Source organism: Arthrobacter sp. P4_H3 (genome assembly GCF_056400885.1).
On record NZ_JBFUKK010000010.1, the window covers coordinates 65,167 to 83,808 of the forward strand.

At 66.8% G+C, this 18,642-nt stretch carries 21 protein-coding genes, 6 tRNA genes and 1 riboswitch; of the genes, 7 read left to right on the forward strand and 20 right to left on the reverse strand.

Annotated features, from left to right (window positions below; all coding sequences use genetic code 11):
- Positions 1 to 84: 84 nt before the first annotated feature.
- From trpC to hisI, 5 genes are all read right to left on the reverse strand, one after another.
- Positions 85 to 903, reverse strand: coding sequence for an indole-3-glycerol phosphate synthase TrpC (gene trpC / locus AC1DRE_RS14700; RefSeq protein ID WP_476985296.1), 819 nt, complete (start codon positions 901 to 903; stop codon positions 85 to 87).
- A 2-nt stretch (positions 904 to 905) separates the two neighbouring features.
- Positions 906 to 1,193 carry an HGxxPAAW family protein gene (locus AC1DRE_RS14705; RefSeq protein ID WP_104174908.1) on the reverse strand — a complete coding sequence of 96 codons (288 nt, stop codon included), beginning with the start codon at positions 1,191 to 1,193 and terminating at the stop codon, positions 906 to 908.
- An 88-nt stretch (positions 1,194 to 1,281) separates the two neighbouring features.
- On the reverse strand, positions 1,282 to 1,941 hold the full coding sequence (locus tag AC1DRE_RS14710; RefSeq protein ID WP_476985297.1) for a Trp biosynthesis-associated membrane protein: 660 nt from the start codon (positions 1,939 to 1,941) through the stop codon (positions 1,282 to 1,284).
- Positions 1,941 to 3,548 carry an anthranilate synthase component I gene (locus AC1DRE_RS14715; protein ID WP_476985298.1) on the reverse strand — a complete coding sequence of 536 codons (1,608 nt, stop codon included), beginning with the start codon at positions 3,546 to 3,548 and terminating at the stop codon, positions 1,941 to 1,943. The genes AC1DRE_RS14710 and AC1DRE_RS14715 overlap by 1 nt, the downstream gene beginning before the upstream one ends.
- An 86-nt stretch (positions 3,549 to 3,634) precedes the next feature.
- A complete protein-coding gene (hisI, locus tag AC1DRE_RS14720; RefSeq protein ID WP_476985299.1) occupies positions 3,635 to 4,108 on the reverse strand; it encodes a phosphoribosyl-AMP cyclohydrolase in 474 nt (157 codons plus the stop codon).
- Between the two features lie 100 nt (positions 4,109 to 4,208).
- Between hisI and AC1DRE_RS14725 the strand changes: the two genes are divergently transcribed.
- The gene (locus AC1DRE_RS14725) at positions 4,209 to 4,853 is read left to right on the forward strand and encodes a TIGR03085 family metal-binding protein (RefSeq protein WP_476985300.1); all 645 of its coding nucleotides are present in this window, start codon (positions 4,209 to 4,211) and stop codon (positions 4,851 to 4,853) included.
- A gap of 95 nt (positions 4,854 to 4,948) precedes the next feature.
- On the opposite strand, the gene hisF is transcribed toward AC1DRE_RS14725, so the two are convergent.
- The 14 genes from hisF to AC1DRE_RS14795 all read right to left on the reverse strand — a co-directional run bounded on the left by hisF (position 4,949) and on the right by AC1DRE_RS14795 (position 16,130).
- Positions 4,949 to 5,725, reverse strand: coding sequence for an imidazole glycerol phosphate synthase subunit HisF (hisF, locus tag AC1DRE_RS14730; RefSeq protein WP_476985301.1), 777 nt, complete (start codon positions 5,723 to 5,725; stop codon positions 4,949 to 4,951).
- A gap of 57 nt (positions 5,726 to 5,782) precedes the next feature.
- Positions 5,783 to 6,640 carry an ATP phosphoribosyltransferase gene (gene hisG, locus AC1DRE_RS14735; RefSeq protein WP_476985302.1) on the reverse strand — a complete coding sequence of 286 codons (858 nt, stop codon included), beginning with the start codon at positions 6,638 to 6,640 and terminating at the stop codon, positions 5,783 to 5,785.
- A gap of 59 nt (positions 6,641 to 6,699) precedes the next feature.
- A complete protein-coding gene (locus tag AC1DRE_RS14740; RefSeq protein ID WP_028270786.1) occupies positions 6,700 to 6,963 on the reverse strand; it encodes a phosphoribosyl-ATP diphosphatase in 264 nt (87 codons plus the stop codon).
- A 114-nt stretch (positions 6,964 to 7,077) separates the two neighbouring features.
- Positions 7,078 to 7,563, reverse strand: coding sequence for a 6,7-dimethyl-8-ribityllumazine synthase (ribH, locus tag AC1DRE_RS14745; RefSeq protein WP_476985303.1), 486 nt, complete (start codon positions 7,561 to 7,563; stop codon positions 7,078 to 7,080).
- Between the two features lie 60 nt (positions 7,564 to 7,623).
- A complete protein-coding gene (gene ribA, locus AC1DRE_RS14750; protein ID WP_476985304.1) occupies positions 7,624 to 8,337 on the reverse strand; it encodes a GTP cyclohydrolase II in 714 nt (237 codons plus the stop codon).
- On the reverse strand, positions 8,334 to 9,044 hold the full coding sequence (gene ribB, locus AC1DRE_RS14755; RefSeq protein ID WP_476985305.1) for a 3,4-dihydroxy-2-butanone-4-phosphate synthase: 711 nt from the start codon (positions 9,042 to 9,044) through the stop codon (positions 8,334 to 8,336). Before ribB ends, ribA begins: the two co-directional genes overlap by 4 nt.
- Positions 9,041 to 9,709, reverse strand: a complete 669-nt coding sequence (locus tag AC1DRE_RS14760; protein WP_476985306.1) for a riboflavin synthase — start codon at positions 9,707 to 9,709, stop codon at positions 9,041 to 9,043. Before AC1DRE_RS14760 ends, ribB begins: the two co-directional genes overlap by 4 nt.
- Entirely contained in the window at positions 9,709 to 10,857 is a 1,149-nt protein-coding gene (ribD, locus tag AC1DRE_RS14765; RefSeq protein ID WP_476985367.1) for a bifunctional diaminohydroxyphosphoribosylaminopyrimidine deaminase/5-amino-6-(5-phosphoribosylamino)uracil reductase RibD, read from the reverse strand. The genes AC1DRE_RS14760 and ribD overlap by 1 nt, the downstream gene beginning before the upstream one ends.
- Before the next feature lie 116 nt (positions 10,858 to 10,973).
- A riboswitch (FMN riboswitch) is annotated at positions 10,974 to 11,128 on the reverse strand.
- Between the two features lie 58 nt (positions 11,129 to 11,186).
- A complete protein-coding gene (gene rpe / locus AC1DRE_RS14770; protein WP_104174919.1) occupies positions 11,187 to 11,879 on the reverse strand; it encodes a ribulose-phosphate 3-epimerase in 693 nt (230 codons plus the stop codon).
- A 29-nt stretch (positions 11,880 to 11,908) separates the two neighbouring features.
- On the reverse strand, positions 11,909 to 13,501 hold the full coding sequence (locus AC1DRE_RS14775) for an RsmB/NOP family class I SAM-dependent RNA methyltransferase (RefSeq protein ID WP_476985307.1): 1,593 nt from the start codon (positions 13,499 to 13,501) through the stop codon (positions 11,909 to 11,911).
- A complete protein-coding gene (fmt, locus tag AC1DRE_RS14780; RefSeq protein WP_476985308.1) occupies positions 13,498 to 14,418 on the reverse strand; it encodes a methionyl-tRNA formyltransferase in 921 nt (306 codons plus the stop codon). Before fmt ends, AC1DRE_RS14775 begins: the two co-directional genes overlap by 4 nt.
- Positions 14,415 to 15,002, reverse strand: coding sequence for a peptide deformylase (def, locus tag AC1DRE_RS14785; RefSeq protein WP_476985309.1), 588 nt, complete (start codon positions 15,000 to 15,002; stop codon positions 14,415 to 14,417). The genes fmt and def overlap by 4 nt, the downstream gene beginning before the upstream one ends.
- A gap of 55 nt (positions 15,003 to 15,057) precedes the next feature.
- Entirely contained in the window at positions 15,058 to 15,939 is an 882-nt protein-coding gene (locus AC1DRE_RS14790) for a PD-(D/E)XK nuclease family protein (RefSeq protein ID WP_476985310.1), read from the reverse strand.
- 116 nt (positions 15,940 to 16,055) lie between these two features.
- Positions 16,056 to 16,130: transfer RNA gene (locus tag AC1DRE_RS14795), tRNA-Val, on the reverse strand.
- A gap of 284 nt (positions 16,131 to 16,414) precedes the next feature.
- Between AC1DRE_RS14795 and AC1DRE_RS14800 the strand changes: the two genes are divergently transcribed.
- From AC1DRE_RS14800 to AC1DRE_RS14825, 6 genes are all read left to right on the forward strand, one after another.
- Positions 16,415 to 16,487: transfer RNA gene (locus tag AC1DRE_RS14800), tRNA-Gly, on the forward strand.
- A 46-nt stretch (positions 16,488 to 16,533) separates the two neighbouring features.
- Positions 16,534 to 16,604 (forward strand) — tRNA-Cys (locus AC1DRE_RS14805).
- A 41-nt stretch (positions 16,605 to 16,645) separates the two neighbouring features.
- Positions 16,646 to 16,720 (forward strand) — tRNA-Val (locus AC1DRE_RS14810).
- Positions 16,721 to 16,777: 57 nt separating this feature from the next.
- Positions 16,778 to 16,850 (forward strand) — tRNA-Gly (locus AC1DRE_RS14815).
- A 65-nt stretch (positions 16,851 to 16,915) separates the two neighbouring features.
- Positions 16,916 to 16,990: transfer RNA gene (locus tag AC1DRE_RS14820), tRNA-Val, on the forward strand.
- A gap of 195 nt (positions 16,991 to 17,185) precedes the next feature.
- Positions 17,186 to 17,452 carry an antitoxin gene (locus AC1DRE_RS14825; RefSeq protein ID WP_104174924.1) on the forward strand — a complete coding sequence of 89 codons (267 nt, stop codon included), beginning with the start codon at positions 17,186 to 17,188 and terminating at the stop codon, positions 17,450 to 17,452.
- A gap of 117 nt (positions 17,453 to 17,569) precedes the next feature.
- On the opposite strand, the gene zapE is transcribed toward AC1DRE_RS14825, so the two are convergent.
- Positions 17,570 to 18,607: a cell division protein ZapE gene (gene zapE, locus AC1DRE_RS14830; protein ID WP_476985311.1), complete on the reverse strand. Its 1,038-nt coding sequence runs from the start codon at positions 18,605 to 18,607 to the stop codon at positions 17,570 to 17,572.
- Positions 18,608 to 18,642: the final 35 nt, after the last annotated feature.

An 18,642-nucleotide genomic window follows, 5' to 3' on the forward strand; every position in this document is an offset into this window, starting at 1 on the left:
CGGTCTCACCATCCTGTTCCACTGTTCTTAAGAAATATCGGGTGGCGCCCGGCCGCAGCTTCCTGCGGGCGGGAGCCCCGGTCGTCAGACCCTTGCTGCGATGGCTTCCGCCCCGGCAGCTGTAAATTCGGCAATCCGCTCGCGCGGTGTCGCGTCGCTCACGAGCGCTTCACCCACCAGCACGGCGTTGGCGCCGTTCGCGGCGTAGTGCCGGACATCGTCCGCGCCGCGGACTCCGGACTCGGCAACGATGACGGCTTCCGGGGGGATGCTGCCGGCGAGGGAGGCGAAAACGGAACGGTCGACGTCGAGCGTCTTGAGGTTGCGCACGTTGACGCCGATGATCCGTGCCTCCGCAGCGACGGCACGCTCAATCTCCCCGGCCGTGTGCGTCTCCACCAGGGCGTTCATGCCCAGTTCACGGGTGAGCTGGCTGAAGTCGCGCAGCTCCGCGTCGCTCAGTGACGCCACGATCAGCAGGATCACGTCGGCGCCGTGGGCGCGGGCTTCCCAGATCTGGTATTCGTCAACGGTGAAGTCCTTGCGCAGGAGCGGAACATCCACCGCCTTGCGGACGGCGTCGAAGTCGGCGAGGGACCCGTTGAAGCGGCGCTGTTCGGTGAGCACGCTGATGACGGAAGCTCCGCCGTCGGCGTACTGGACAGCCAGGTCGGCCGGATCGGCGATGCTCGCAAGGTCGCCCTTGGACGGGCTGCGCCGCTTGATTTCGGCGATGACCTTCAGCCGGTTCCGTGGCGAGGAATCTCCGCCGAGGGCAGCCCATGCGTCCCGCGCCGGGGCGGCCGCTGCGGCGCGTTCCTTCAGCTCGGCGAGGGACACCAGGCGCCGGCGGGCCTCCAGGTCTTCCCGGGCGCCGGCATTGATGTCGTCGAGGACAGTCACTGCTAGTGGCCGGAGTTCTTCAGCTTGCTGCCGTCCACGCCATAGCCGGCCTTGCGCATGATCCAGCCGGCAAGCAGGCCGATGACCATCACGGCTGCGCCGGCAATGAAGATGGGCGTGCTGGCGATGACAAAGGCGATGGACGCGATGAGTGCGCCGATCAGCATAACGATCACGCACGTCCAGGCTGCCGGGCTGTTGCCGTGGCCGAGGTCTGCGCTGTGGTCGACGCCGGTGTTGACGTTTTCCGCAGCAGCGGATTTGGATGCGGAAACAGTGGCTTTGCTCATGGAAATCTCCTCAGGATGAATACTGCTTACATTCTGCCATTTTTTGGCGCTACCTTGGACATCGGCCGGGGACATCGGCGGCCCCGGCCTACGTGGGATCGTCGCCCCGGGACAGCCTGTCCCAGCTGTCGATCTCGTCCGCCGGCCCCTCGGCTGCGCCGGCCGCTGCGGCGTCATACTTGGTCCGGGTCTTCCAGTAGCGTCCCGCCGGGATGATCAGCAGGGCACCCAGCCCCAGCAGGATTCCGGTGACGACGGCGAGTGCGGGAAAGGCGGAAACGCTCACCTGCACGCTGCTCCCGGTGATCCCGGTGGCTGCCGCGATGGAGCCCTGGGCCGCAGCCAGCGGGTCCACCATTACCGTGACGGCAGCGGTGACGATGCCGGCCGAGGCCAGGACGATGATCGCGGTGATGATCCAGCGGGCAATTCGGCCGGCGATCGAGGCGGCCAGGCCGCCCGCCAGCGCCACCAGGGCCAGCGCGGTGACAGTGGTGGCGGCCTTACTGCCCTGCACCTGGAGGCCGTCCTGGCTGTTGACCGCCTGGCCCAGCTGGGCCGGGTCAAGGTGGACGGTCAGCCAGGTCTGGGTAGTGCTGCCGAAGGCCGCGAGGGCCATGGCCGCAATGATCAGCACCAGCGAGGACTTCCGCGCCCACACCGGGGCACCGGTTCGCTTGGCGGCCGGTTGGCTGGCCCCGTCTTCCTGCACGGCGCCATCCTGGGTACCGTCTTCCCGGACACCCATCAACGGTCCGCGCTTTGGCTTGGTGTGCCGCCGGCGTCTCCGCCGGCTGTCGGTCCCGGCTCCGGAACGGACTCGGCGGTGATGTTGTGCAGGGATCCGGCAGTGTGCACGGCGCGCAGCGGCGCGGCAGCCTTGTTGACGGTTTCCAGGGCTTCCGTCGGGTTGACCGAGTCGGCCACGATGCCGCCGCCGGCCTGGACGTAGGCCCGGCCTTCACGGAGCAGCGCTGAGCGGATGGCGATGGCCATGTCCATGTCGCCGGCGAAGTCCAGGTAGCCCACCACCCCGCCGTAGATGCCGCGGCGGTGCGGTTCCAGCTCGTCCAGGAGCCGGAGCGCGCGGGGCTTGGGGGCTCCGGAGAGCGTGCCGGCGGGGAACGTGGCCTTCAGGACGTCGTAGGCCTTGGCGGCGGGGGCGAGCTTGCCCACCACCGTGGAGACCAGGTGCATGATGTGGCTGAACCGCTCCACTTCCATGAACTGCGTGACATCCACCGTGCCGGCAACGCACACCTTGGAGAGGTCGTTGCGGGACAGGTCCACCAGCATGAGGTGTTCGGCGCGTTCCTTCTGATCGGCCAGGAGCTCCTCGGCGAACACCTTGTCCGCCTCCACGGTCTTGCCCCGGGGACGGGAACCGGCGATGGGGTGGGTAATGACTTCCTCGCCCGTGACCGTCACGAGGGCCTCCGGGGAAGAACCCACGATGGAGTACTCCCGGCCGGCGGCGTCCTCCAGGCTGAAGATGTACATGTACGGGCTGGGGTTGGTGTTCCGCAGGACCCGGTAAACATCCAGCGGATCGGCCCCGCATTCCATCTCGAAGCGGCGTGAGATGACCACCTGGAACACTTCGCCGTCAACGATCGCTTCCTTGCCGCGGTCCAGCGCAGCGAGGTAGTCGGGTTCGTTCCAGCGCTCCTGCACGCTGGAGGCAAAGTCCAGGGCGGCGGGTTCCAGGACCGAAATCGGCTGTTCCACGGGCGTGCTGACCTTGGCCAGGAGTGCCTTGACCCGGGCCACGGCGTCATGCCAGGCCTCATCCACGCGCTCGGAGCTGTTGTCGAAGTTGATGGCATTGGCAATCAGCAGGACCGTGCCGTCCATGTTGTCGTGCACTGCCATGTCGGTGACCAGGTTCAGGGCCAGTTCCGGCAGCTGCAGGTCGTCTTCGGGCGGGCTGGTGAGCTTTTCCCAGTGCCGCACGGTTTCCCAGCCGAGGAAGCCGACCAGGCCGGAGGTGAACGGCGGCAGCCCGTCGAAGCGGTCAGTGCGCAGGGCCTCCACAGTGTCCCTGATGGCATCCACAGGGTTGCCGTCGACGGGTACGCCGGCCGGCGGCTGGCCCAGCCAGTGCGCCTGGCCGTCCTTGGTGGTCAGGGTGGCGCGGGATTTGGCGCCGATAAAGGAATAGCGGGACCAGGCCCCGCCCACGGCGGCGGATTCCATCAGGAAGGTGCCGGGCTGGCCGTTCGCCAGCTTCCGGTAGAGCCCGATGGGCGTCTCCGCGTCGGCCAGTACCTTGAGCCGGACGGGGATGACGCGGCTGTGGCTGGCGAGTTCCCGGAATTCTTCGAGGCCCGGGCTGATGATTCCAAGGTCCTGCATGGCTATGGTTGTCCGCCTCTTCGTAAGTGGTGCCTGAATCTTGTGGGTGGGAGCCCGCGACTGCGCCGCTCCCGGCCTGGAAAGTCCTAGCTGGCGTTTCCGGTGACGCTGGCTTCGCCGGCAACAACGGACAGCCCACGGCCGTCGAAGCAGGTCCGCGTGCCCGTGTGGCAGGCTGCGCCAACCTGGTCGACGCGGACCAGCAGGGCGTCGCCGTCGCAGTCCAATGCCACCGACTTGACCCATTGCACGTGGCCGGACGTATCGCCCTTGCGCCAGTACTCCTGGCGGGAGCGGGAGTAGAACGTCACGCGCCCGGTGGTCATGGTGCGCCGCAGCGCCTCGTCGTCCATCCAGCCCAGCATAAGGACCTCGTTGGTGTCGAACTGCTGGACGATGGCGGCCACCAGGCCGGCACCGTCGCGCTTCAGGGCGGCAGCCACGTCGGCAGGGAGAACGCTGCCGTTGTGTGCAGCAGCCGGCGCAGCAGCGCGTGCAGTTTCGGGTGCCGAAACGGGCACTGCAGAAGGTACTGGGGCGGGGGCGGGCTGCTCAGACATCAGATCAAGTCTAGTGCCTCACTGCAGTGTGACGATCAGCTCGAAATTCGCAACGCTCCCACTGCGCAACTCGCCGCCTCTCGTGCTAGTTTCACAAGTGATGCATTTCGTCGATCCGTCCCGAGAAGTCCTGGCCGAAACCCTGTTAGCGGCCGGTCCTGACTCGCCCACGCTCTGCCGGGGCTGGCTTACGCGTGACCTCGCCGCGCACCTTTACCTGCGCGAACGCAAGGCCGGCGTCGGGCTTGGCCTAATCATCAAGAGCCTGGCCAAGGCCTCCGACGAGGCCACCGCGAAGCTGGCCGCCAAGGTCAAGACCTCCGAGGACTACGCCCGCCTGGTCAACACCTTCCGCGGCGGCCCTCCGGCGCTGTCGCCGTTGCGGATCAAAGCCCTGGCCGAAAGCTCCAACCTCATTGAGTACTTCGTACACACCGAGGACGTCCGCCGTGCCGTGGACCGCTGGGCACCGCGGGCGCTGGACGAGGAATACTCAGACGCGCTGTGGGACGAACTCGTCAAGCGCGCCGCCATCCTGTACCGCGGAGTGGACCTGGGCATCGTGCTGGTGCGTCCGTCCGGTCCGCGCCACGTCGCCAAGCGCGCCCCCGTGTCGGTGGCCATTGTCGGCGAACCCGGCGAACTGCTGATGCACGCCCACGGGCGCACCCGCCACGCGCTGGTCACCTTCGAGGGCCAGCCGGACGCCGTCGCGCTGCTGCAGTCGGCCGAAGTCGGCCTCTGACCAACCCCGCTTAACGGGAAACGCGGGGCCACGTTGCGCCATCCGGTCAAAGGATGACGGCGCACGTGGCCCCGCGTTGTTGTTAAGGCTGTTGGCTAACGGACTTCGAAGCCCGCCGCACGGATGGCGGTCTTGACCTGCGAAATCATGTCGTCGGGTCCGAAGTGGAAAATCGACGCCGCCAGGACGGCGTCCGCCCCGGCCGCGACAGCAGGCGGAAAGTGTTCGGGCTTGCCCGCGCCGCCGGATGCGATGATGGGCACCCTGACTGCACCGCGGACCAGGCGGATGAGTTCGATGTCGAAGCCGTCCTTGGTGCCGTCCGCATCGATGGAGTTGAGCAGGATTTCGCCGACGCCGCGCTCCGCGGCCTCACGTGCCCACGCGATGGCGTCAATGCCGGTCCCCTGCCGGCCGCCGTGCGTGGTCACTTCAAAACCCGACGCCGTCGGCTCGGATCCGGGGCGGGTGCGCCGGGCGTCCACCGAGAGCACCAGCACCTGCGAGCCGAAGTGCCTGGTTATTTCGTCAATGACGTCAGGCCGGGCGACGGCAGCCGTGTTGATGGAGGCCTTGTCCGCCCCGAAGCGCAGGAGCTTGTCCACTTCGGCGACGCCGCGGACACCGCCGCCAACAGTCAGCGGAATGAAGACTTCCTCGGCGGTGCGGCGGACCACGTCGAAGGTGGTCTCGCGGTTGCCCGATGACGCGGTCACGTCCAGGAACGTCAGTTCGTCGGCTCCGCCGTTGTCGTAGCGGTGCGCCAGCTCAACGGGGTCCCCGGCGTCCCGGAGGCCCTCGAAATTGATGCCCTTGACCACGCGGCCGGCGTCAACGTCCAGGCACGGAATGACGCGCACTGCTACAGCCATGATTACTCCTGAGGATTCGCTGGAGGGATTCGGTGAGGGCCGTTGGACGGGCCCGGATCAGATCCGGCAGGCGTGGATGCTGCTGACCAGGATGGCGCGGGCGCCCAGGTCATAGAGCTCATCCATGATCCGGTTGGTTTCCTTCTTGGGAACCATGGACCGGACGGCAACCCATTCCGAATCGCGCAGCGGCGAGACAGTGGGCGATTCCAGGCCGGGCGTCAGTGCCGCGGCCTGCTCCACGAGTTCCTTGCGGATGTCGTAGTCCATCAGGACATACTGCCGGGCCACCAGCACGCCCTGCAGGCGCCGGATCAGCACCTCGATCTCCTTGGCCGTGCCGTTCGCCGTGCCTTGGCCGGTGCGGCGGATCAGCACTGCTTCCGATTTGAGGATCGGTTCGCCGAAGATCTCCATCCCGGCAGCCTTGAGCGTGTTGCCGGTTTCGACGACGTCGGCAATCGCGTCGGCGACGCCGAGGCGCACCGATGATTCAACGGCGCCGTCCAGGCGGACCACTTTGGCGTTGATGCCGCGCTCGGCGAGGTAGCCGCGCAGGAGGCCGTCGTAGCTGGTGGCCAGGCGTTTGCCTTCCAGCTGGTCAGCTGCGCTGAAATCGCCCACCGGGCCGGCGAAGCGGAACGTTGAGGCGGCAAAGCCCAGCGGCAGCAGCTCTTCGGCTTCCACCTCGGCGTCGAGCAGCAGGTCGCGGCCGGTGATGCCGACGTCGAGGGTGCCCCGGCCGACGTAGACAGCAATGTCCCGCGGGCGGAGGAAGAAGAATTCAATGTCGTTGTCCGGGTCCACCATGACCAGTTCGCGGGTATCGCGGCGCTGGCGGTATCCGGCTTCGGACAGCATGGCCGAAGCCGCTTCGGACAGGGATCCCTTGTTGGGGACGGCAACTCGCAGCATGAGGGGTCTTTCTGGGTTAGGAAGTCTTGGTTACAGGCAATCGGCCACGCTCAGCATGGCTACAGATGCTTGTAGACGTCTTCCAAGGTCAGGCCTTTGGCGAGCATCAGAACCTGCAGGTGGTACAGGAGCTGGGAGATTTCCTCGGCTGCGGCCTCGTCGGATTCGTACTCGGCTGCCATCCAGACTTCGGCGGCTTCCTCCACGACCTTCTTGCCGATGCCGTGGACTCCGGACTCCAATTCTGCGACGGTGCGGGAGCCTGCCGGACGGGTGGCTGCCTTCTCACTCAGTTCTGCGAACAGCGTCTCGAAATTCTTCACGCCCTCCAGCCTACTTGCTCCGGGCCAGACCCCGCCTGTCGGGCCGTTCCATGACGGCGCCGATGTGAGGCAATGCACAACAAACGCGGCACCGGAGCAAGCAAGGCGGAACGCCTACCGGTACTGCTTGAGGGTAACGGCGGTGGCCAGCGCAGCGGTGACGGCTTCGTGGCCCTTGTCCTCGGAGGAGCCGGGAAGGCCCGCACGGTCCAGGCCCTGCTGTTCGGTATCGCATGTGAGCACGCCGAAGCCAACGGGTACGCCGGTGTTGACGCTGACGTCGGTCAGGCCCATCGTGGCTGCCTCGCAGACGTATTCGAAGTGCGGCGTGCCGCCGCGGATCACGACGCCGAGCGCCACGACGGCGTCGAAGTGCTTGGCAAGCCGGGCGGCGGCCACGGGGAGCTCGAAGCTGCCCGGCACCCGCAGGACAGTGGGTTCATTGATGCCGGCGTCCTTCGCGGCGCGGAGCGCGCCGTCCAGTAGTCCGTCCATGATCTGGGTGTGCCAGCTGGCGGCCACGATGGCCAGCTTCAGCTGCGACGTCTCCGCCGGGTCGAGGGCGGTGAGGTCAATCTCCGGTGCGCCGTGTCCACTCATTAAAGTCTCCTGGTTCGTTTCTGTATCTGGTCAGACGTGTTGGGGTCAGTCGTGTTCGGGTCAGTCTTGCTCGTGCTGGAACGGGCCCTGGCCGGCCGCCGGCAGCGCCGTCACCGGCTCCGCCGTCTGGGTGTCGAGGACCAGCCGATGGTCCATCCGGTCCTTCTTGGTCTGCAGGTAACGGATGTTCTGCTCGCGCGACGGAACCTCCGTGGGGACCATTTCCACCACGTTGACGCCGGCATCCGCCAGGCGGTTCTGCTTGTCCGGGTTGTTGCTCAGCAACCGCACATCGTGGAGGCCCATCTCAGCCAGGATCTGCGCGGCGGCGTTGTATCGCCGCGCGTCAACAGGCAGGCCCAGGTGCTCGTTGGCTTCCACGGTGTCGAAGCCGGCCTCCTGCAGCGCGTAGGCCTTGATCTTGTTGGCCAGGCCAATGCCGCGGCCTTCCTGGCCCCGCAGGTACAGCAGGGTCCCGCCCTCTTCATTGATCTTTTCGAGCGCGTACGCCAGCTGTTCACCGCAGTCGCAGCGGTAGGAGCCGAAGACGTCTCCGGTCAGGCACTCCGAGTGCAGCCGCACAAGCGGCGCCTTTCCGTCGACGGGCGGGAGGGGGGAGCTGATCGCGAGGTGCTCCGCGCCGGTCACCAGGTCTGTCCAGGCCTGTGCCACGAATTCCCCGAACTCGCTGGGCAGCTGGACGATGGGCCCCCCGCTCACCGGGTGGGTCCCGCGCTCGGCCCTGACCTCGTTTCGTGCCTCTGAAGTCGTCATCGTATCTCCTCACTCCCTGCCGGGACCGCTGCCTGTCCGGTGGTCTGCGCTGCTTCCAGGTATGCCACCAGATCCTCGATCGAGATCAGGGGGCAACCATGTTCTGCTGCGAAGCCGCGAAGTCCGTCCAGGCGCATCATTTCTCCATCGTCGTACACAACCTCCGCGATCACGCCCACCGGTTCCAGTCCGGCAAGCCGGCACAGATCCACGGCCGCCTCGGTATGGCCAGGACGTTCACGCACTCCACCGTTAACGGCGCGCAGCGGAAAAACATGCCCGGGACGGGTGATTGATCCCGGACTGCTCCCGGGGTCCGCCAGCACCCGTGCCGTGAGCGCCCGGTCCGTTGCGGAGATTCCCGTGCTGACGCCGACGGCGGCATCGCAGGACACCGTGTAGGCAGTGCCCTTGGAGTCCTCATTGACCTCGACCATGGGCGGCAGCAGCAGGGCGTCGGCGCGGGCGCCGTCGAGCGGTACGCAGATCACCCCGGAGCTGTACCGGACGGTCCAGCCCATCAGGGCGGGGGTGGCATGCTGTGCGGCAAAAATGATGTCGCCTTCGTTTTCACGGTCCTCGTTGTCCACTACCAGGACCGGACGGCCCGCAGCCATCGCACGCACGGCGACTTCGATCGGGTCCAGCCCGGTCCTCGCGCCCAGTTCTCCGGTGCGCAGTTCGGGGGTGTGCTTGACCTGGCTCATTTTGAATCCCCCGATCCTGCAGCCACGTTGCCTGTTCCAGCGCCGGTGGCAGCGCCGCCGGCGAAGGCGAGCAGGCGCTCGGTGTACTTGGCGAGCACATCAACTTCAAGGTTGACCCTGCCGCCGAGGCTCTTCGCCCCCAGCCCGGTTTCGGCGAGGGTGGTGGGGATGAGGCCCACCTCGAACCACGGGGCCGGTTCCGAGGCGTCGCTGACGGCCGTGACGGTGAGGGAGACGCCGTCGACGGCGATGGAGCCCTTTTCGGCGATGTAGCGTGCCAGCCGTACAGGCACGCCGAACCGCAGCCGGTCCCAATTGCCCAGGCCCTCGCGTTCGAGGAGTTCGCCGACCCCGTCCACGTGTCCCTGGACAACGTGTCCGTCCAGGCGTCCGCCGGCAGGAACGCAGCGTTCCAGGTTGACGGTGTCGCCGGCGTCGAGCTCTCCGATGGTGCTCCGCACCAGGGTCTCGCCCATGACGTCGACGCTGAAGTCCTTGCCGTCAATGGCGGTGGCGGTCAGGCACACTCCGTTGACGGCCACGGAGCCGCCAAGTGCCAGTCCCTCGGTGCTGCCGGGCGCATGCAGGCGCACAGTGGCGCTGACGTCGCCGTTGCGTTGAACGGACAGGACCTTGCCCTGTTCGGCAATAATTCCGGTAAACATCAGTGGCCTCCTGTGGCGGTGCCCGCGCCGGTGCGGTGCGGTAAGGGTTCGGGTGGGTGGATTTCGGATGGGAAAAGTTCGGTGCCGGCATCGACTGCCAGCCCGGCAGGTTCGGGATGCCCCGGGAAAAGGTGCAGCCTCAGGTCCCGGCCGAGGGTCTGCACGGCTCCCCCGGACGCCGCATCCCATTCCCAGCACTGGGCCTCCGCCAGGGTGGTGATGCCGAGGTCACCGAGCGCTGCCGTACCGGATCCGAGCAAGGTGGGTGCCAGGTAGACGATCAGTTCGTCCACGAGTCCTGCGGCGAGGAAGGCGCTCAGGATCCGGGAACCGCCTTCCACCATGACGTGCCGGACGCCGGCGGAGAAGAGCTGCTCCAGGGCCTCGTTCGGGTCGCGGGTGGGCAGGTGCAGCACGCGGCCGTCGTCCCCGTGGATGGCGGCGTCGTCGGGAATTCCGCGGAGCCCCATGACCGCCCGCAGCGGCTGGCTCCCGGCCGTCTCGCCCGAGGCGTCCCGGGCGGTGAGCCGGGGATTGTCCACCAGGAGTGTTTGGGTGCCCACCAGGATGGCATCAACCCGGCTGCGGAGTCCGTGGTTGTCAGCGAGGGATTCCGGGCTGGAGATCCACTGGCTGGTGCCGTCCGCTGCCGCGATGCGGCTGTCCAGCGTCTGGGCGATGTGGAGGGTGACGAAGGGGCGCTTGGCGATGACGGCCTCAAACCACCGGCGGTTCAGCTCGAAGGCGGCCCGGGCGGACAGCCCGGAACGGACGTCGACGCCGGCGGCCCGCAACGTTGCGGCTCCGCCCGCGGCAGGATCGTGGGGGTCGTCCACGGCGTACACCACGGACGCGATGCCGGCGTCGATGATGGCCTGGGCACACGGCCCCGTCCGCCCGCAATGGTTGCAGGGTTCCAGGCTGACCACCATGGTGGACCCCGCGAGGTCGATGCCTTTCATGCCTGCTTGGGCAATGGCGTCTGCCTCCGCGTGGGCGGTCCCGGCGCCGCGGTGGTATCCGGTCACCAGCCGCTGGCCGTTGGATCCGACGACGACGGCGCCCACCAGCGGGTTTGCCCCGCGGGGACCCTGGAGGGCCGCGTCGAGGGCGGCCTCCATGGCATCGATCTCGGCAGCGCTGAACATGGCTGTTGTCTGCGGCGTCAAAGCGTTCGTCGTTCCTTCCCTCAAGAACCGCGTCGGCTCCGGGGGTATACGACAGCGCAGTACCGCACCGCCGGAAGGGCGCTGCAGTAACAGCTGTACGTGCTTCTCTCATCCAGACTTTAACTGTCGGTACCGGAATTTCACCGGTTCAACCGTCCGCCGGAACAGCTCCTGGATAGGAGCTGTGCCGGCTCGCGGGTCGCGGACTGTCACCGCCGGTTCGGACTTACACCGACCCCGGAGCACGTATGTGTGTTGTTATTCTGTCACAACTGAATGACTGGTCCTGCTATTCCCGTCAGACTCCGTCATGATTCCGGGACGGCATGCGCCCCGGCCGAAACCGGGCGCGAGCCGGCGGCCCTGAGTCGGTCAATCGCCGTTGCGGGGTCGTCCGCGCCGTACACGGCGGACCCGGCGACGAAGACGTTGGCGCCCGCCTCGGCTGCCCGGACGATCGTCTCCTCGGTGATGCCGCCGTCCACCTGCAGCGCCACGCCGGTGCCGGACCCATCGATGGCTGCCCGGGCCCGCCTGATCTTGGGGAGAGTGAGGTCAAGGAATGACTGGCCGCCGAAACCCGGTTCCACGGTCATGATCAGGAGCAGGTCCAGTTCGGACAGCATGTCCAGGTACGGCTCCACCGGGGTGCCGGGGCGCAGTGCCATTCCGGCCTTCGCGCCGCGGGCCCGGAGTTCACGCGCCAGTTTGATGGGCGCGATCGAGGCTTCGACGTGGAACGTCACGGAGGCGACGCCGGCATCGGCGTAAGCCGGTGCCCAGCGGTCCGCGTCGGCGATCATCAGGTGCGCATCCAGCGGCACCGGGCTGACGGCCTGGATGCGCTGGACCACAGGCAGGCCGAGGGTCAGGTTCGGCACAAAGTGGTTGTCCATGACGTCGACATGGACGGCATCGGCGTTGCTGATTCTGCGCAGCTCCGCCTCGAGGTTGACGAAGTCGGCGGAGAGGATGCTGGGGTTGATGCAGCACTGAGCCATGTCGGCTCCTTTCACAAAGGGCGGAGGGATCAGGGTTTCTTGTGGATGAGGGCCAGGAACATGGCGTCGGTCCGGTGCACGTGGGGCCACAGCTGGGCCGTCAGTTCATGCCCGGCTTCAAGGTGGCCGGGCAGGCTCACCTTGTCCAGGGCGGCGCCGGCGTCGAGCAGTTCGAGGTCATCGCGCTTGCGCAGCGCATCGGTGACGACGGCGGTTGTCTCGGCGGGGTGCGGTGAGCAGGTCACGTAGGCCACCACGCCGCCGGGCCGGACGGCATCCAGCGCCGACTTGAGCAGCTCGCGCTGGAGCGGGCCAAGGTCCGCGAGGTCCTTGGGGGTCCGCCGCCACCTCGACTCGGGCCGACGCCGCAGGGCACCGAGCCCGCTACAGGGGACGTCCACCAGCACGCGGTCGAAAGTCTCCGCCATTTCCGTTCCTACGTCGCGGCCGTCCCCGGTCCGGACATGCCAGACCTCGTGCGGAACCGCGGAAAGTGCCTGCCGCACCAGCTTGGCACGGTGTGGTGCGGGTTCATTGGCCAGCAGGGTGGCGCCTTGCTCCCGGGCGAGGGCACCCAGCAGCGCCGCCTTGCCGCCCGGTCCAGCGCAGAGGTCCAGCCATTTTTCGCCGGCCTGGCCAGTGGCCGCCAGGTGCGCACGCTCCCCATCGACGGCCGCCAGGTCCACGGCGGCCATGGCGCGGGCCACCAGCTGCGAGCCCACATCCTGGACCCTGGTGCTGCCTTCGCGCACCGACGCCAGCCGGCCCAGGTCTCCGCCGCTGGAGAGCGCCGATCCTTCCACGAGCTCGCCTGCGGTTGCTCCGCCTTCCAGCGCCTCGTCCAGGCTGCCCAGCCCGGGCAACGCCACGAGGTTCACCACCGGGGCTGCGTTGTCCGCCTCGAGGAGTTCGTTGATTTCGGTGACGGAGCGGCCGTGTGCCACGAGGGACTGCCTCAACGCGCGGACAATCCACTCCGGGTGGGCGTAGCGGATGGAGGCGATCCGGGTCTCGTCCGTCTCGTCGCTGAGGAGCAGCTCCAGCCACTCCTCGAGGGTGTGGGCGGAGACTTTGCGGAGTACCGCGTTGATGAGCGCAGAGGGCCCGGCGCCAATGACGGCGCGGGCCAGCCCCACGGTCTGGTCCAGGGCAGCGTGGGCGGGGACGCGCATGGCCAGCAGCTGGTGGGCGCCGATCCGCAGGGCGTCCAGGATGGCGGGGTCCAGTTGGTCCAGCGGGCGGTCGACGCAGCGGGCCAGGACGGCGTCATACGTTCCCTGGCCGCGCAGGGCCCCGTAGCTCAGCTCCGTGGCGAACCCGGCGTCCCGCTTGTCCAGCCCGTGGTGGCGGATCCGGGCCGGCAACACGAGGTTGGCGTAGGCATCGTCCGAGGCGACGGCGCGCAGCACTTCAAAAGCCACCAGGCGGGCCGGATCAGCCCGGCGGGTGCGCTGGGAGGGGGCGTTCTCGGTGAAGTTCCGCTTCGGGCCGCGGTTGCGCTCCCGGCCCTGGGCGTCCCGCTGGCTGCCATGGCGGCTGCCGCCGGACTGCCCTCCGCCGGCTGTTTTCCCGTGCCGGGGATCCCTGCCGCGGCTGCTGCCGCCCGTTCCGGACTCACTCATTCGAATACCACGCCTTCCAGTGCAGCTTGTCCGCGCGCCCAATCAGCGGCGGCCATCATCTTCTTGCCCGAGGGCTGTATCCGCGTCAGCTCAACAGGGTGGGACCCCGTCCCTACCAGCACGCTCTTTCCGTCCAGCAGCACCTGCCCCGGCTTCAGTTCCGGGCCCTCGGCGCGGAGCACCACCGGTTCGAGTTTGACGCGCTGCCCTTCAAGCGTGGTCCATGCGCCGGGTTCGGGCGTGACACCGCGGGCCCTGCGCCCAATCGCGAGGGCAGGCTCGTGCCAGTCAATCCGGCCGTCGTCGATGCCCAGTTTGGGCGCCAGGGACACGTCCCCCGTCTGGGGGACGGCTGCAGCCCGCCCGGACTCAATTGCAGAAAGAGTCTGGGCCAGCAGGACCGCGCCGCTATGCGAGAGGCGCTCCAGGAGATCACCGGCGGTGTCCTCCGGGCGGACCGCCTCGGTGAGGGTGCCGAACACGGGGCCGGTGTCCAGCCCTTCCTCGAGGAGGAACGTGACAGCGCCGGTGATGTCATCGCCGGCCATGACGGCGCGCTGCACCGGCGCAGCACCGCGCCAGGCGGGCAGCAGCGAGAAGTGCAGGTTGATCCAGCCGTGCCGTGGAACGTCCAGGGCCGCGCGCGGAATCAGGCCGCCGTACGCGACGATCGCCGCGACATCCGGCGCGACTCCGGCGATCCTTGCCGTGACATCCGCATCCACTTTGGCGGCGTGGATCACTTCAATACCCAGTTCGGCGGCGCGCGCGGCAACGGGCGACGGCGTCAGCACGCGTTTGCGCCCAATCGGCGCATCCGGCCGGGTCAGCACGGCAACGACGTCAAAGCCGGCCTGTAGCAATGCGTTGAGGGACGGTACGGCGACAGCCGGGGTGCCGGCAAAGAGTACCCTCACTCGCCGGCGCCGAAACTGCCGCTGCCAAAGCTTCCGCCACCGAAGCTGGAGCCCACGGTCTTCGCCCGCTTCGACGTCGTCTTTTCGGTGATGGCGTCGTAGTTGGCATTGCGGATGGAGCGCAGCGCGGCCTTGCGGTCTTCGCCTTCGAGCCTGTCGGTGAAGAGAATGCCGTCGAGGTGGTCCGTTTCATGCTGGAAGCAGCGGGCAAGCATGCCCTCGCCATCCACGGAGACGGGGTTGCCGTGCAGGTCGACGCCGGTCACGCGGGTGGCCCGGCGGCGGCGGACGGGAAAGCCAAGGCCCGGGATGGACAGGCAGCCTTCCACCTCATCGGGCTGGAAGTCGTCGCTGTTCTCCAGCACGGGGTTGATGATGTGGCCCTCCATGCCGCCGATGCGGTAGGTGAAAACCCGCTTGCTCACCCCGACCTGCGGCGCGGCCAGGCCCGCGCCGTCGACGTCCTCCATGGTTTCCGTCATGTCGGCAACCAGTTTTGCGAGTTCCGGCCCGAATTCCGTCACGGGATCGGCCACTGTGCGCAGCACGGGGTCGCCGATGATGCGGATACTCAAAATGGCCATGTGCAATCTGTCCTTTGGTGGGCGCTACGGGATCCAGTCCAGTTTAGTTGGCCCGCTACCTTCCGGGCACAGCCTGCAGCGCGGGCGCTGCTACCGGCAGCGCCGGCGGCGCCACCGGAAGCAGTGCCGTCCCGGCGCTGACCGTGTCAGCAGACATCTCCCAGACCCGGCGGAGGGAGCAGAACTTCCACCAGTGGTGCTTGAGCACATCCGGGTTGGCCCGCATCGGCCGGACCTCAGTTTCGCCCACGGCGACCGCCAGCAGCAACGGGGAATCACCGTGCTTCCACGGCTCCCACTCCCCCGCAACGGGATCAACCAGACTTTCCTCGGCTTTCATCCCTGCCACCAGCTGCATCACCACTTTGTCGTCCAGCGGCTTGACGGCGCCGTCCCGGGTGGTGCCTTTGGTCTTGTAGTCGATGATGCAGGTCCTGCCGTTGATCTTTGCCACAAGGTCAAGGGTGCCTGCGTAGCCCACCGTTTTGTTCCAGACCGTGACTTCCGGTGCGATGGGCTCCACGCCGAAGAGTTCCCACCACTCATCGAAGCGGGCAGCAAAGGCTTCCTCGCCGTTGGCCGCCAGCGCCTCCCGCATTTCCTTCATTTGATGGGGCCGGCCGAGGGCCCTGAGCGCAACCTGTTCGCAGTAGTTGTGAACCCGGTCCCCGCGCTTCGCGGCGTCGTCGCGGTAGGTTTCTGCGGCTTTGGCCGCCCGGCTGACCGCCTGGCGGACTTTGGCCGGACTTCCCAGGATGGCGGGGAGCGCCGGATCGTTGGCAAGGCTGTTCGCCCCCATGTACCCGAACCAGCCGTCAAGGCCGTGCGGCTGCTGGCCGATGACCGTCGTAATGGACGGAACGGAGAATGCGTCGGATGTTGAGCGTGCATACATCCGGCCGTATTCCGTGGCGTGGGCAAGGAGTGGATCAGTCATGCAAATACTCTTTCATGAAGGGCTGACAGGAATACGTGCGTGAAGTGCTGAAGGGACCGGGCAACCCAAAAAGCGAAATGGCCCGTTCCGCTGATTCAGCGGAACGGGCCATTCATTGGTGGGCGATACTGGGTTCGAACCAGTGACCTCTTCGGTGTGAACGAAGCGCGCTACCACTGCGCCAATCGCCCCAATGCCATTGAATGCTAGCCCACCCCGGCGGCATTTGGAAATCGGGCCGTTCGACGCCCGCGCAGCGTCCGATTGCGTCGCCTAAGCATGAGTGGCACCAGTGGGGCGCCCCCGCCTAATGACACCCCTGTAATTAGCAAAATCCGCTAGATTTCAAGGAAGCGGAGCCATCACACGTCGTCGGCGCGCTCCCGATTTGTAAGTTCCCTGAACCTCCTATAGAGTTCTTACTCGTTGGAACGCGAGGAAATGCCGAATGCGGCACGGAAATGCTGACAATAATGCGGACGTAGCTCAGCTGGTAGAGCACCACCTTGCCAAGGTGGATGTCGCGAGTTCGAATCTCGTCGTCCGCTCGCAGGACACTGTCAAGGCAAAGATTCCCAGGAATCTGGCTTACACGGTGGGTTGGCCGAGAGGCGAGGCAGCGGCCTGCAAAGCCGTATACACGGGTTCGAATCCCGTACCCACCTCGGTGAAAACCTTGGTTTCCGGTTAACCCCGGAGAACATTTGGGCGATTGGCGCAGCGGTAGCGCGCTTCCCTGACACGGAAGAGGTCACTGGTTCGATCCCAGTATCGCCCACCAGAGCAAGGGAACTTGCTTGTTGTTGAACGGCCGGTAGCACCGGTACGTGCTTCATGTGCGGACGTAGCTCAGCTGGTAGAGCACCACCTTGCCAAGGTGGATGTCGCGAGTTCGAATCTCGTCGTCCGCTCTCTTTTCTTTAATGTCGCAACACCCCGGCTACGCCGGATGTTCCCGCCGGATTCTTCCGGGCGCGGGCGATTGGCGCAGCGGTAGCGCGCTTCCCTGACACGGAAGAGGTCACTGGTTCGATCCCAGTATCGCCCACCACAAAGCAGCTCCCCGGAGCTGCTTTTTTGTTGCCCGAATCCGCCGACCCGGCCCTTGATAGGGCCTCAAGACCCTGGACAGACCCTAATCCTGCCGCTGGCCGTGCCGTTGGCCCTGCCCTTGGCACGTCCAGGGTACGGGGCTAGGATCGAAGGCGGAGGAGCGATCTGGCTCCGCGACAGAAGGGAGGTGCCCGTGGGTATTCTTGACGATCTGAAGGGCAAGGCTCAGCGACTGGTTGGTGGCAATGAACAGGCCATCAAGGACGGCATCGGCAAAGCCGGTGATTTCATCGACTCAAAGACCGGCGGAAAGTACGCCGATAAGATCGATACCGTCCAGAAGGGCGCGACCGGCCTCGTGGACAAGGTCGACCCGAAGCCGGACACGGCTCCTGTCGAAGAACCTCCCGTCGCCGGAGAGCCACCTGTAGCCGGGGAACCCCGGCAGCAGGGCCTCTAACCCAGGAACGTCAGCGAGGTGCCGGTCCCGCCGTGAGGCGGCGCCGGCACCTTTGGCGTTTAAAGCGGTGCCTGGGCACGGCGTTCAAGCGCCGTGTTCAACGGCCGTGTTCAAAAGCTAGGACGGTTCGTGGTTCTGCCCCTCGCGGGCCAGCGCCGTCAGCCGGGAAACCGCCCGGTAGTACTTCTTGGTGTAGCCGCCGGTCATCATCTCGTCGGTGAAGAGCTGGTCAAAGGGGACGCCGCTCGCAAGGATGGGGACATCCTTGTCGTAGAGCCGGTCCGCCAACACCACAAAGCGCAGGGCAACAGCCTGCTCGGTAATGGTTTCGACGTCACGCCACACCACGCCTTCGATTCCGGCCAGGAGCTGCCGGTACCGGCTGGGGTGGACACCCGCAAGATGGTTGATCAGGGTCTTGAAGTCGTCCCGGGCCACCGTCTTTCCATGGAACTCCGCCTGCATGTGGTGCGTCAGGTCTTCGTTCTTCAGGGGAGCCGGCGCTGCCGGGAGTCCGCGGTGGCGGAAATCCTCGCCGTCGATCCTGACGACGTCGAACTGGTCCGCCAGCACCTGGATCTCGCGCTGGAAGTCGACGGCGGCGAACCGTCCGTCGCCGAGCGACCCGGGAAGCGTGTTCGAGGTCGCGGCGAGCTTGACGCCGGCGTCGGCCAGTTCCCGCATCAGCCGGGACATCAGGACCGTGTCGCCAGGATCGTCGAGCTCGAACTCATCGATGCACACCAGCTTGTAGTGGCTGAGGGCTTCCACCGTCTTGCGGAACGAGAGCGCGCCGACGAGGTTGGTGTATTCAACGAACGTGCCGAAAGCCTTGGGACCCGGGGACGCGTGCCACAGGGACGCCAGGAGGTGGGTCTTGCCCACGCCAAAACCGCCGTCGAGGTAGATGCCCGCGCGGGAATTGTCCTTCTTCGCAAACAGCTTCTTGAACAGACCGGAGCTGCCGTTGGCTCCGACGCCCTCCGCGAAGGACGACAGCGCGGTCACTGCTCCGGCCTGGCTGGGCTGTGAGGGGTCCGGCCGGTAGCTGCCGAAGGAAACCTCCCCGAAGCGCGGCGAGGGATAGAAACCCTTGAGGAGTTCATCCACGGAAACCGCCGGTGTCCGCGCGGAGAGCTGTTCGATCTGTACCAAGGTGGTCCGTTCTGCTGGTCTCGTGTCCCCAGAAA